This window comes from Pseudomonas sp. FG29 (assembly GCF_057809355.1).
In genome coordinates this window covers 679,262-691,097 of sequence record NZ_JBMDJU010000001.1, presented here as the reverse complement: position 1 = coordinate 691,097, position 11,836 = coordinate 679,262, and the positions used below count along the sequence as shown (strand labels likewise).

Here is an 11,836-nt window from a genome sequence, read left to right as displayed (position 1 = left end):
CATCCGGGTGCCTTGTGCTCAAGAGCGACTTGAGCAAAAACAAAATACAAGGGTGGATCGGAACGCCGACCGCTCGTAGGGCCAGCGAACAGTCCACCAATCCAGACTCAAAACAGCGCTACAACCTATCATTTAGCACTCCAAAAGCCGCCATATCCTCCAGCTTGGCAATTCGTGCTTTATAAACTACATTCAGCCCATGCAAAAAATCGAATCCGCCACCTTCAGAAACTGGCTGAAGAAGCTCAAGGACGACACCGGCAAGGCGCGCATCGTGGCCCGGATAAACCGGCTGATGGAAGGCCTGCCAGGCGACGTGGCGCCGGTCGGCCATGGCGTCAGCGAACTGCGGATTCACTATGGCCCCGGCTACCGGGTGTATTTCCACCAGCAAGGCGACACGCTGGTGATCCTGCTCTGCGCAGGCGACAAGGGCAGCCAACGCCGTGACATAGAGGCCGCCCAGCAGATCCTGCAGACGTGGAGAAAACGAGATGACTGAAACCTTTAGCGACTTCGATCCCGCCGAATACCTCACCAGCCCCACAGCCATTGCCGAGTTCATGAGCGACGCTCTGGAAACCGGCGATGCCGGCTATATCGCCAAAGCCCTGGGCGTGGTGGCACGCGCCAAAGGTATGACCGAACTGGCCAGAGAAACCGGCCTGTCCCGCGAGCAGCTTTATCGCTCATTCAGCGAACACGGCAACCCGACACTAAAAACCATGCTTGCGGTGATGAAGGCGCTGGGGGTTGATATGGCGGCACGGCCGCATGGTGCGCGGTAAGGGTGTTAGTGTACACAGGGATTACAAGCAAACTTATTATTTAAAAGACACAAGCAGAAAAATAAATACCCCCTCTTTTTGCTGTACACATGAAAATCATAATCACGACATTGCTCTTCACTGAAACTAACCTTAAAAATTAGCGCTGAGAAAAAACATGACACTTGATATTCGAGGAAGTATAAAAAAACACCAAACTCAGCACTAATCCGTACGTCGTATTTGAAGAACTAATCTCGAATGCAATTGACTCATACCTAATCCGAAGATCTCGTGACCCGCAAGTCCCGGACATGCAAATCGAGATAGATGTTACCTTCATCCCGGCAGGGCTTGATGAAAACCAAGAAGACATGATTATTTCCTGCCAGGATAATGGCTGCGGCTTAGGTGAAGAACAACTCAAAGCCTTTCTAACTAAAGACACATCATACAAAGACGACCTTTCAATCCCGGGAATTGGCCAATGTAAAGGTGCTGGCCGAATCCAATATTTCCACCACTTCGCAGAGCTTATTCTTGAGAGCACATATCAAGACGGCGATACATTTATCGATCGAAAGCTTCATTATCTGGAACCCCAAAAGCAAATTGAAGCTGAAAATTTCATTTCAACCCCGACAAACAAAGCAACAACAGGAACGCGAGTCACACTAAAACAACTCAAACCGTTAGTGCACTCCAAAATAATGCGAAGCGAAGAACTAAGCACCCTATTCTCCGCCTCAGACTTAAAAAAGAATGTCCTTGTAACATTCCTTCAAAGATTAATTGGACTTGATAGCCGCCTAGGTGAATTTAGCATTATTTTTAGCAGCCAACATTGGAGTAAAGAACCTCAGCATTCGTCTCTGAAGCGCAGTGACCTACCGAGTGTCACAAGCGTAAAAATAGTAACTGCCGAAGAGTTCAATCCCACAACTAACGAGAGAGTAGCTGAACCTCAAGAAATAAAGATATCCCACTACAAACTAGACACCAAACATTACGACCTCCCTAAAAACTCTATTGCATTATGCGCCAAGTCTTCCCCTGTCAAAGACATTACATCAAGATATCTGAGATCCAAAACCGAGCAGAATAATCCAGTAGGCAACCACCATCATATAGTTCTTATCGAAAGCAGCTACCTAGATCAACGCGTTAATGAACAGCGGGATGACTTTGACTGTATACCTGCTGAGTTCATACCAGACGACATGTTCTCGCCAGATGGTATTTCATATGCCGCCATCTACGACGCCATTGATCCTGTAATCCAAGAAATGGTCACCCCCGCAGACTGGAAAAAAGAAACAGTTCTAAGTTTAGTTTCAAATCAATTCGGCATAAGCGAAGATATGCTAAAAGACACCTCAACGCGTATTGTTTATGGCGATACGCCCCTAGCCGTTGCAGAGCGTGTCTTAAAGAAATATCAAGAGCGCGTCATTGAAGAAACTGCGGAAATCATGACCCTCAAAGACGAGATCACCAAGTCCGAACCAGACTCGGTAGACTTTAGAGAAAAGGTCAATGAGTTATCTTGGAAATACACTGCCTCGCTCAAGAATATCGACATGGCAAACTTATCTCAACTTATTGTGAGACGCGCCGCGGTCGTACAAATACTTGACTTAGCATGCAGAAAAAGGCTGGCGATACAAAAGATCAATAGCGAAGCAAAGCGCAAGGACGAAAGAATTATTCACAGCATTTTCTTTCCTATGCGAAAAGACAGTTCGGATGTTACTGATCATGACATCTGGCTTCTAAGCGAAGAGTACCACTACTATGACTATATCGCCTCTGATCTTCCGCTATCAAAACTAAAATGGGATAACGGCAACAAAATATTTTCCGAGGACATAGACCAACAACTTCAAAAAGTTCTAGACAAGCGATCTAATGAAAACAGCAGCAAACGCCCCGACATAGCCATCTTCAGTAAAGAAGGCTCGGTTATTATTGTAGAATTTAAAGCACCCGGAGTGCAGATGGACGAGCATATAGGTGATCTGCAGGAGTACGCCTATCTGCTAAACGCCAAATCAGGCGGAAAGCTAAAGAAATTTTATGGATACTTGATAGGCGATACAGTCAACACTCTTCGCCTAGGCGGCTGGACTAAATTTCCGACAGGCAATGGTTGGTTTCAATCGAATGCTCTGATTGACCCTGAGAATAATACAAAGCTAGGCGAGACATACTTCGAGATACTACATTTTGAGGATGTCATTGATAGAGCAAAAAAAAGAATTGGCGTTTATCAAGACAAATTAAACCTAAAACTAGATTTTCAAGACTCCGACTACTGACTCGCTCAACCACTCAAGGCGTAGGGTGGACTCGGGAGCGTCAGCGAGCAGTCCACCGGCCCAACAAAAGGCGTACTGCTCCGCGAGTACGCCCTACAAGGCTTCTGACCGATAGCAGCCGCTCCAAAACCTTGCCCTGTCCTTCATCCCGCGCTACAGTCCGCCCCGTCACGGTCAATCCCGTGACCGGGTGTGGTAACCCGTTTTGTCCGGGCGCGGTAGCGCCATAGTCGAGAGCAGGCGCTTTTTTTGTGCCTGCTGTTTTCTCGTGCATTTATGGCGGGCCGTGTGAGGCAGGCTTCGGCCTGGCCGGTTCCCTCGGACGCCGGTTTACCACCCTTGCACGGTCCGCCTCCATTCCGTGTGGTAACGGGTGGAACGCGGCTCCTTAAACGTTCGAGGAGCATAAGGAAAATGCACTATCCCCCTTTTACCCAAGGGCTCCGCCCTGGGCTGCTGGCTGTCGTGTCGACTTCCGTTTTGGAGGTGCTGCATGACCAAGTCTGAATCCGTCGTTATCCCCTTCCCTTCACCACGCAATCCGTTGCACAGCTTTGTCGCGGACGAGTGCCCGTTGCAGGCAGCGGCCGAGTACCGGGCAGCGTTGCTGACCAAGCTGTTGCGGCGAATGCCAGAGCCGGAGTTGGCCAATAGCACCAGTGCGCTGCTGAGCGAGCTGATCGTGCTCTACCGCCGAGCCATCGCCCAGGCAGCCGGGAGGGCCAAGCATGATTGAAGTGCAACGGTACCTCATCCACCTGCCCGGCCATGATGGGCAACCACCTGCCGAATTCGGCTGGAACGTAGATTGCCAGGTGAGCTTCGATCATGGCGTAAAGACCGCGCAGGTCTGGCTGGACAACGCCAATAGCGGCTGGGCGGCGGGCATCAGGCATTGCGGACGGAATTACGGCTGTAACGACTCAGGCGAGGGCATGCCCTCGCCTTTTCATTTGGCAACGAATTTTCTATGTACCGTTCACAAAGCTGAACAATTCTCGCAACGGTGGATGAAAAAAGCGTCATCCACCCTACGGTGAAACCACGGCGTAGGGTGGACAACGCGCAGCTTGTCCACCGCGTCTTCAAGCGCCATCGGTGCTCGAAAATACGCCCCAGGCCCATAGTGTTTGAAGCTACCGCCGCCCGGCCAAATACCTACATCGCCTTGCAAGCATCCAACTCATCTTGAGTCTTCAGCTCGGTCTCGATACCCAGCCGGTGCTTGCAGTAAGCGATCACCACGCTGCGCTCTTCATCACTGAGTTGTGCGAGGGGTTTGTCATCTCGATCAGACAGAAAGATGTTGTCGAATCGAACCTGCAACGTCGGATAATTTTTTATGAAAAAAACAGTGCGATTATCCTCAGCAAAGTGTGTTTCATAAAACCCCATATTCAACCATGACACCAACAAGGAAAAAGCCATCAAAGCAAAGAGTACAGTTCTTTTCATGGTGAAGTCCGCGTAGGCAAAAAGCCTGCCCCCTCATGCTCCTTACAAATTCGATCCCGACATTACCCGTACAGATCCTGTCGTCTACCGTCTGCTATGAAAATTCGCGATACCCTCACAGTTGCTTGATCCCAAAATGCGCTTTGAGCGTGTTTATCAAACTGGTAGCAGCATGATCCCCAAGGGAATCGATTTAGCCCTCACCCTTTTCACTACCGACGATCTTCACGCCACCGCAGCCGCCACCGCCCTGGAACGCCAGGCAAACCCCAGCACCATCAGCAGTCCCAGCCCCGCCATCGCTGCACCGGCCAGGGAGATCGCCGGGTAGCCCAGCCCCGCGTTGATCACTGCACCGCCCAGTGCTGCGCCAATCGCATTACCGAGATTGAAGGCGCCGATATTCACCGCCGAGGCCAGGTTGGGTGCGGCCTTGGCGGCTTCCATCACGCGCATCTGCAGCGGCGGCACGATGGCGAAGCTGGCGATACCCCAGATCAGGATGGCCACGGCGGCCGGCAGCGGCCAGCGCATCAGTACAGTGAAGGCCAGCAAGACCAGGATCAGCGCACTGAGCGAGACGATCAGGGTGCGGTCGACGGAGCGATCCGCTGCCTTGCCACCCCACACGTTGCCCAACGTCAGGCCGATGCCATACAGCACCAGCATGGCGGTGATGAAGGCGGTGGATGCCTGAGTCTCGCTGCTGAGGATCGGTGCGATATAGGTGAACACGGTGAACATCGCGCTGGAGCCGATCACGGTCAGGGCCAGGGCCGCCAGTACCGGACCACGGCCCAGTACGCGGATTTCCGCCAGCACGCCATCGCTCTTCGGCAGCGGCACGTTGGGCAGCGCGAACCACAACGCGAACATCGCCAATACGCCCAGGCCGGTAATGCCCGCAAAAGCCGTACGCCAGCCCAACACCTCGCCGAACCAGGTCGCCAGCGGCACACCGCCGATGGTCGCCAATGTCAGCCCCATGAACATCGCCGCAACTGCCCCGGCGCGTTTGTCCGGCGCCACCACGCTGGCGGCGACGATGGAGCCGACGCCGAAGAAAGCACCGTGGTTCAGCGAGGTCACCACCCGCGCGATCAACAGGCTGGTGTAGTCAGTCGCCAGGGCCGACATCAGGTTGCCCAAGGTGAAGATGGCCATCAGCCCGATCAGCAGGTAGCGTCGGGGAATCTTGCCGGTGGTCAGGGTCATCAGTGGCGCGCCGAGCAGCACGCCCAGCGCGTATGCGCTAACCAGAAGGCCGGCCGCCGGAATGGAAACGCCGAGATCGCTGGCGATGCCCGGCAACATGCCCATGGGGGCGAACTCGGTGACACCGATGCCGAAGGCACCGATGGCGAGTGCAACGAGTGGTGGATTGATACGCATGGAAAGGCTCCTCATCTATGCCGCGAATGCTAGGATCCAAACCTTGACGGCGGTAGATGGCATTTCTGGCAAACACCTTTGCTTGCGGAGCACAAATGGACATAGGCGGCCGATCAGGTGATATGGCGGTGTTCGCCACCGTGGCGGAGCAAGGCAGCCTGTCGGCCGCCGCACGTGCGCTTGGGCTGACGCCCTCTGCGGTCAGCCGGATCATCGCGCGCACCGAGCAGCGTCTCGGCACCCGCCTGCTACTCCGCACCACCCGCGCGATCACCTTTACCGCGGAGGGCGAGGCGTACTTGCGCGGCGCCCGGCGCATCCTTGCCGATATGGCGGAGGTCGAAGACGCCATCGCCGATCAAGGCGTGCCACGGGGCCGCTTGCGTGTGAGTGCTGCGCTCGGCCATGGGCGGATGACCATCGTGCCGCTGGTGGCGGCGTTCAGCGCGCGCTACCCGAACATCACCGTCGACCTCAGCCTGGGCGACGAAGTGGTCGACATTCTCGGCGGCCAGGCCGACGTGGCGATACGCTTCGGCCATCTGCCGGACAGCCCGTTGACCGCACGCAAAGTCGGCGAAACCGGTCAGGTGGTGGTGGCCTCCCCCGACTATCTACAACGCCATGGCACGCCGCAGCAGCCGGAAGACCTGCTGCAGCACAACTGCCTGCGCTTCAACTTCCGCCGCGCCGAACCCAACTGGCCATTCATCCGTGATGACCAGGCGTTCTCACTCAAGGTCTGCGGCAATATCGAATGCAGCAGCGGCGAAGCACTGGCGCAGTTCGCCAGGGTCGGCGCCGGCATCGCGCGCATCGGCGAATTCACCGTGGCCGAGGACATCCAGCGCGGCGATCTGGTGCCGCTGCTGCAAGTCTTCAACCCCGGTGATCGAGAGCCGATTCATGCGGTGTTCGTGGGTGGCTCGGCGATGCCGGCACGGGTGCGGGTGTTCGTGGATTTCCTGCTGGAACAGCATCGCATGTAAGCACCCGCGAGACCTCGTAGGGCGGCCTCACGAGCGCAGCGAGTAGCCCGCCAGGCCATGCCAAGCCTGGCAGCACGACCATCGCTCGAAATCCCATTGGCGTACTGCTTCTGAGTGGCCAGCGCCCCGTTACGCTCTACGTTCGCTTCTAACGCAGCGGCACGTAGATATCCGTTTGCCATTGATCCTTGGGCGTCTCGGGGTAAACGCTCAGGTATTCAAAGAACAGCGGCTGGTCGCGCAGTTCCTCGCCGCTGTTCGGCAGCCAATCGCGGTAGATCGGATAGATCGTTTCGCCGATATGATCCGGGGAGCCCGCATGCCGAACCACGGCATAACGCCCGCCGGGAATGGTCAGCTCGCGAACGTTGAATTCGTTCGCGGCCACGGCCTGTTGAATCTCGCCGCAAATGGCGAAGCGGAACTCGTGCGCGGGCGTGGTATCGGGGTTGCCGTATGGAATGCCGAAGGAGCGGCTCGATGCTATCGGTGATTGCCCGCTTTGCATGCGCCATTGGATGAAGGTGTTGACGCTTTGATCAACCAGTTCGGGTGGGCCGCAGTGCTCCAATGCAGCGACGCGGACGGGAGAGAAATCGACGATTTTTACGTGCATGGCGACAGTCCTTGAAAAGTGAGGGATGGCAAATACCGTATTCCACACCTGCCAATTGGGGGCCTTTCTGAATTCGCTCGGAGATACACCAAACGCTCGCCTGAACGCCCGGCTGAACGCCTCAGGACTTTCAAAACCAGCCTGGAGCGCGGCGTTCAATACCGAGAGCTCGGCCCGAGCCACCAGCCCATGCGCAGCGCGCCGCAGTCGCATCAGTTGCACATAGCGTGAAACCGGTACGCCAATGAATGCGCCGAACTGCCGATGGAAGTGAAAGGGCGAAAAGCTGGCCACCTGACTCAGCGCCTTGACCGACAGATCACCATCGAGATTGGCCTCGATATAGGCGAGCACAGCATCGAAACGCTGCGTGTAGGCAGAGGAAGATGATCGAACAGACACGCTGCAGGAACTCCAGGAATACGGTGATCACTAGCGTAGGCAATCGCGCTGCCCCGCCGCCTAGCCGCATTTGCTCAATTGGGCCTGTTGATCACTCCCACTTGCAGCGCAGTGAGTAAGATGCTGCTGCCCCGATTACCGGCGACATCCAGTAGGGCGGCCTCACGCGCGCAGCGAGTAGCCCGCCAGTCCATGCCAAGCCTGGCAGCACGAGCATCGCTCGAAACGCCATTGGCGTAATGCTTCGAGAACAGATAGCCGCCCGATCTGCCCTACGCCCTCCCCGTCGCGAGCACGGGCATCTTCGTCAATTACTCTGCGACCTGCTGCGCCAAGCCCGCCAACAACTTGCCATTCAATTCATGCAACGTGCGCTGCTCGTCAGCGGTCAATCCTGAAAGCACGCGCTGCAGGTTGGCCACATGGCCTTCGAGCATGCCGTCGATCAGTTCGAACCCAGCCGGGGTCAGCGCCACCAGCACGCCACGGCGGTCGCTGGGGTGTTTACGCCGTTCGATCAGCCCGGCCTTTTCCAGACGGTCGATACGGCTGGTCATACCGCCCGAGGAGATCATCGCGCTTTCATACAAGGCGGTGGGCATGAGGGCGTAGGGCTCGCCCGAACGACGCAGGGTGGCGAGCAGGTCGAACTCGCCGGCCTGCAGGCCGTGTTCGGCGAACAATGGCAGCAGGTGATCGCGGCTGATCACATGGCTCAGCTCACCCAGGCGGCCAATGATGGCCATGGCCAAGCCGTCCAGATCCGGTCGTTGCTGCTGCCACTGTTCGGCAGCCAGTTGTGCGCGGTCTTGCATGTCGCCCTCGATTTATCTTGCCATCAAGATACTTTTCAAAAAGAATGTCGCCATCGTAACGTATTCATGCCAAGGAGGCATCCGCATGCCAGGCTCCAATTTTCGCCCTCTTCTGGCCCTCTCACTGCTGCTGGTGATCGGCACGCTGATGGGGCTCACCAGCAATCTGGTCAAACTGGCCGGCAGCGTTGGCTGGCAGCCGATGGCCTATCTGCTGTGGAGTTTGCTCGGTGGCGGTGTGTTGCTGTTGCTGTTCGCCTGGTGGCGCGGCGAGCGGCCCGGCATGAGCCTGCCAGCGCTGCGCTACTACCTGGCGTCCGGCTTGCTCAGCATCGCGGTGCCGAATGCGCTGTTGTTCAGCTCCATCGGCCATGTTGGCGCCGGTTTCGCCTCGATGTGCCTGGCCTTCCCGCCCTTGTTCACCTACCTGCTGGCGCTGGCACTGCGCATGGAGGGGCTGAGCCGCATCCGTCTGCTGGGCATTTGCGTGGGCCTGTCCGGCAGCCTGATCCTGGCGCTGGGCAAGTTGCATGGCGGCGATAGCCCGACATTGTGGGTTCTGGCTGCGCTGAGCGTGCCGGTGTTCCTGGCACTGGGCAATATCTACCGTGCGCGCTACTGGCCGAGCGGTGCCACACCGCTGTCGCTGGCACCCGGCATGTTGCTCGGTGGCGCCTTGCTGCTGATGGCCACGGCCCTGCTCGGCGTCGACTTCTCTGCGCGCCTGGACAGCCCGCTGGCGGTCGGACTGCTGGTGCTGCAGATGCTGCTGTTCGCGGCGGTCTATGCGTTGTTCTTCATCCTGCAAAACCTGGCCGGCACGGTATTCCTCAGCCAGATCGGTTCGGTGGCGGCGATCACCGGCGCGGCGATGGCCATTGGCCTATTCGGTGAACCGGGCAGCCTGAGCCTGTTGCTGGCAGCGTTGTGCATCGTCGGCGGTGTGCTGCTGGTGGCCTGGCGCGGCGCGAAGGGGGCTCAAGCATGAAGCGCCAGAGCCTGTTGTTGATCGCCATCGTCCTGCTCGGTCTGAACCTGCGCCCGGTGCTGGCCGCCATCGGCCCGCTGCTCGACCGTATCCAGCGCGATACGGGCCTGGATCATGTCGGCGCCAGCCTGTTGACCAGCCTGCCAGTGGTGATCATGGGCCTTGGCGCCCTCAGCGCCGCCCTGCTGCGCCAGCGTCTCGGCGAACGCAACGGGATACTTCTCGGGGTGTTGCTGATCGCCCTCGCCTGTCTGCTGCGTGGCCTGCTACCAGAGGCCTCCACCTTGATCGCGACGGCCTTGCTGGCTGGTGCCGGGATCGCCTTCGTGCAGGCGCTGCTACCCGGCCTGATCAAGTCACGCTTTGCCGCTGACAGCGGGCCCCTGATCGGTTTCTACAGTTGCGCGATCATGGGTGGCGCGGCCTTCGGTGCAGCACTGACGCCCTGGCTGGCGCAGTCGATAGGCTGGTCATGGGCGCTGGCGAGCTGGACGCTGCCGGCCCTGCTGGCCGCAGCGTTCTGGCAACGCGCTGCGCCAGGGCAAGCACTGGCAGCAGCGGCCGATGCGCCTCAGTTGAACGTCTGGCGTTCACCCAGAGCCTGGCTGCTGATGAGCTTCTTCGGTGTCGGTACCGCCGGCTACACGCTGGTGCTGGCCTGGTTGCCGCCCTACTACACCGCGCTGGGCTGGAGCGCGCAGTCGAGCGGCTTGCTGCTGGCGGCGCTGACGCTGTGCGAGGTGTTCGCCGGCCTGCTGGTATCGAGCCTGCTGCCGCGCTATTCGGATCGGCGTGTGCTGCTGGCGGTGGTACTGGTTGCGCTGCTGGTCGGCCTGCTTGGCCTGATCTGCGCGCCGCTGCAGTTGGTGGTGCCGATCTGCTTCCTGCTGGGTATCGGCATCGGTGCGCTGTTCCCGCTGTCGCTGGTGGTGGCCCAGGATCATCTGGACGATCCGCGCCAGACCGGCGACCTGCTGGCCTTCGTGCAAGGCGGCGGCTACCTGATCGCGGCTACGGCGCCATTTCTGGCCGGCCTGCTGCGCCAGTACACCGCCGACCTACGCCTGAGCTGGCTGGCGATGGCCGTCGCCACCCTGGTGCTGATGGCTATGGCAATGCAGTTCAAGCCAGGCAGCGGACGCTTCCATACACGGCCCACCGAACCCAATGCGTAGGGCAGCCTCACGAGCGAAGCGAGTAGCCCGCCGGGCAAGGCACCACGGCGTTCCAACGAGCCCCTGACGGCGTACTGCTTCGCGAGTACGCCCTACTCGCTGATGGCCATGGCAACAAGTTTTACACCGGGCAGCGGGCGGATCCACACCCGCCCCATTCGCGGCATGTAAGCAGAACCGGAACGCCGACCACGTAGGGCGGACTCAGGAGCGAAGCGAACAGTCCGCCGGGCAATGCCAAATCTGGCACCACGAGAATGCTCACAACTCCAGGGGCGTACTGCTTCGCAAGTACGCGCTACGCGTCAGCCCTAGCACGCTCAATCGTCATAGAGTTCCACATCCGTCTGCGGATCTCCCGCCCAATCCAGAGGATAGAGCCCGTCCTCGACGTCTCGGTGAAAAGTGGAATAGGGCCAGTCGCTTACCCGCTGCACCAAGCCATGCTTGAGCGGGTTGATGTGGATGTAATCGAGATGACGGCGGAAGTCCTCGTCGTCACGAATCAGGTGCTCCCAGTAACGACGCTGCCAGATATCGCGTTCACGCCGGCGTAGCAGGATCTTGGAGCGCCACTCGTCAGCCGGCACATCACGGGAGAAGAGCATCTTGATGAGGCGCCAGCGCAGTGCAAAATCTGCCTCGCCGGGCGGAAGCTCGATCAGGCAATGGAGATGATCGGGTAATACCACCCAACCATGTATTAGGAACGGATGGCTGCGTCGGACAGTACGCACGGAATCGCGCAGAACGTCGATATGGCGGACAAGCAGGTCGTTACCGTGGCGAACACGCAGGGCGTGCGTAAAGAAGTAGGTGCCACCCTGACACCAAATGCGGCGGTAGTTGGGCATGAGACGTCGTCCTTGACGGTCTTGGTAGGGAAAAGTCTAGACGACAGATTGTGCAAATATCTCAA

General features: G+C 58.0%; 14 protein-coding genes. 9 read left to right on the top strand and 5 right to left on the bottom strand.

The features are described from left to right. The 6 genes from ACODS1_RS03420 to ACODS1_RS03395 form a co-directional block, all read left to right on the top strand. Positions 1-185, top strand: a 185-nt coding sequence (locus tag ACODS1_RS03420) for a hypothetical protein (protein ID WP_489084535.1), incomplete at its 5' end; no start/stop codon positions are given. A 14-nt stretch (positions 186-199) separates the two neighbouring features. After that, positions 200-502: a type II toxin-antitoxin system RelE/ParE family toxin gene (locus ACODS1_RS03415; RefSeq protein ID WP_489084534.1), complete on the top strand. Its 303-nt coding sequence runs from the start codon at positions 200-202 to the stop codon at positions 500-502. Then, entirely contained in the window at positions 495-788 is a 294-nt protein-coding gene (locus tag ACODS1_RS03410; protein ID WP_489084533.1) for an addiction module antidote protein, read from the top strand. Before ACODS1_RS03415 ends, ACODS1_RS03410 begins: the two co-directional genes overlap by 8 nt. A 293-nt stretch (positions 789-1,081) precedes the next feature. Next, positions 1,082-3,085 carry a hypothetical protein gene (locus tag ACODS1_RS03405; protein ID WP_489084532.1) on the top strand — a complete coding sequence of 668 codons (2,004 nt, stop codon included), beginning with the start codon at positions 1,082-1,084 and terminating at the stop codon, positions 3,083-3,085. Positions 3,086-3,578: 493 nt separating this feature from the next. After that, complete coding sequence (locus tag ACODS1_RS03400; protein ID WP_489084531.1) at positions 3,579-3,821, top strand: hypothetical protein; 243 nt, start codon at positions 3,579-3,581, stop codon at positions 3,819-3,821. Further along, a complete protein-coding gene (locus tag ACODS1_RS03395) occupies positions 3,814-4,125 on the top strand; it encodes a LasR-specific antiactivator QslA (protein ID WP_489084530.1) in 312 nt (103 codons plus the stop codon). Before ACODS1_RS03400 ends, ACODS1_RS03395 begins: the two co-directional genes overlap by 8 nt. Before the next feature lie 118 nt (positions 4,126-4,243). Here the strand turns inward: ACODS1_RS03395 and ACODS1_RS03390 are convergent, their stop codons facing one another. Then, on the bottom strand, positions 4,244-4,540 hold the full coding sequence (locus ACODS1_RS03390) for a hypothetical protein (protein ID WP_489084529.1): 297 nt from the start codon (positions 4,538-4,540) through the stop codon (positions 4,244-4,246). Between the two features lie 225 nt (positions 4,541-4,765). Then, positions 4,766-5,932, bottom strand: coding sequence for an MFS transporter (locus tag ACODS1_RS03385; RefSeq protein ID WP_489084528.1), 1,167 nt, complete (start codon positions 5,930-5,932; stop codon positions 4,766-4,768). A 95-nt stretch (positions 5,933-6,027) separates the two neighbouring features. Between ACODS1_RS03385 and ACODS1_RS03380 the strand changes: the two genes are divergently transcribed. Further along, positions 6,028-6,921 carry a LysR family transcriptional regulator gene (locus ACODS1_RS03380; RefSeq protein WP_489084527.1) on the top strand — a complete coding sequence of 298 codons (894 nt, stop codon included), beginning with the start codon at positions 6,028-6,030 and terminating at the stop codon, positions 6,919-6,921. 148 nt (positions 6,922-7,069) lie between these two features. Here ACODS1_RS03380 and ACODS1_RS03375 read toward each other — a convergent pair whose 3' ends face one another. Both ACODS1_RS03375 and ACODS1_RS03370 read right to left on the bottom strand, forming a co-directional pair. Beyond that, positions 7,070-7,939 carry an AraC family transcriptional regulator gene (locus tag ACODS1_RS03375; RefSeq protein WP_489084526.1) on the bottom strand — a complete coding sequence of 290 codons (870 nt, stop codon included), beginning with the start codon at positions 7,937-7,939 and terminating at the stop codon, positions 7,070-7,072. 311 nt (positions 7,940-8,250) lie between these two features. Continuing rightward, positions 8,251-8,754: a MarR family winged helix-turn-helix transcriptional regulator gene (locus tag ACODS1_RS03370; RefSeq protein WP_489084525.1), complete on the bottom strand. Its 504-nt coding sequence runs from the start codon at positions 8,752-8,754 to the stop codon at positions 8,251-8,253. A gap of 85 nt (positions 8,755-8,839) precedes the next feature. Between ACODS1_RS03370 and ACODS1_RS03365 the strand changes: the two genes are divergently transcribed. Together ACODS1_RS03365 and ACODS1_RS03360 are read left to right on the top strand one after the other, a co-directional pair. Further along, a complete protein-coding gene (locus ACODS1_RS03365; protein WP_489084524.1) occupies positions 8,840-9,742 on the top strand; it encodes a DMT family transporter in 903 nt (300 codons plus the stop codon). Beyond that, positions 9,739-10,917 carry a cyanate transporter gene (locus ACODS1_RS03360; protein WP_489084523.1) on the top strand — a complete coding sequence of 393 codons (1,179 nt, stop codon included), beginning with the start codon at positions 9,739-9,741 and terminating at the stop codon, positions 10,915-10,917. Before ACODS1_RS03365 ends, ACODS1_RS03360 begins: the two co-directional genes overlap by 4 nt. A 320-nt stretch (positions 10,918-11,237) precedes the next feature. Here the strand turns inward: ACODS1_RS03360 and ACODS1_RS03355 are convergent, their stop codons facing one another. Continuing rightward, positions 11,238-11,771, bottom strand: coding sequence for an REP-associated tyrosine transposase (locus ACODS1_RS03355; RefSeq protein ID WP_489084522.1), 534 nt, complete (start codon positions 11,769-11,771; stop codon positions 11,238-11,240). Positions 11,772-11,836: the final 65 nt, after the last annotated feature.

Excerpts from the sequence above, each read along its gene's own strand:
- ACODS1_RS03355 (WP_489084522.1), bottom strand. The coding sequence starts at position 11,771 with ATGCCCAACTACCGCCGCATTTGGTGTCAGGGTGGCACCTACTTCTTT.
- ACODS1_RS03390 (WP_489084529.1), bottom strand. The coding sequence starts at position 4,540 with ATGAAAAGAACTGTACTCTTTGCTTTGATGGCTTTTTCCTTGTTGGTG.
- ACODS1_RS03405 (WP_489084532.1), top strand. The coding sequence starts at position 1,082 with ATGCAAATCGAGATAGATGTTACCTTCATCCCGGCAGGGCTTGATGAA.
- ACODS1_RS03380 (WP_489084527.1), top strand. The coding sequence starts at position 6,028 with ATGGACATAGGCGGCCGATCAGGTGATATGGCGGTGTTCGCCACCGTG.
- ACODS1_RS03395 (WP_489084530.1), top strand. The coding sequence starts at position 3,814 with ATGATTGAAGTGCAACGGTACCTCATCCACCTGCCCGGCCATGATGGG.
- ACODS1_RS03370 (WP_489084525.1), bottom strand. The coding sequence starts at position 8,754 with ATGCAAGACCGCGCACAACTGGCTGCCGAACAGTGGCAGCAGCAACGA.
- ACODS1_RS03360 (WP_489084523.1), top strand. The coding sequence starts at position 9,739 with ATGAAGCGCCAGAGCCTGTTGTTGATCGCCATCGTCCTGCTCGGTCTG.
- ACODS1_RS03400 (WP_489084531.1), top strand. The coding sequence starts at position 3,579 with ATGACCAAGTCTGAATCCGTCGTTATCCCCTTCCCTTCACCACGCAAT.
- ACODS1_RS03410 (WP_489084533.1), top strand. The coding sequence starts at position 495 with ATGACTGAAACCTTTAGCGACTTCGATCCCGCCGAATACCTCACCAGC.
- ACODS1_RS03385 (WP_489084528.1), bottom strand. The coding sequence starts at position 5,932 with ATGCGTATCAATCCACCACTCGTTGCACTCGCCATCGGTGCCTTCGGC.
- ACODS1_RS03415 (WP_489084534.1), top strand. The coding sequence starts at position 200 with ATGCAAAAAATCGAATCCGCCACCTTCAGAAACTGGCTGAAGAAGCTC.
- ACODS1_RS03365 (WP_489084524.1), top strand. The coding sequence starts at position 8,840 with ATGCCAGGCTCCAATTTTCGCCCTCTTCTGGCCCTCTCACTGCTGCTG.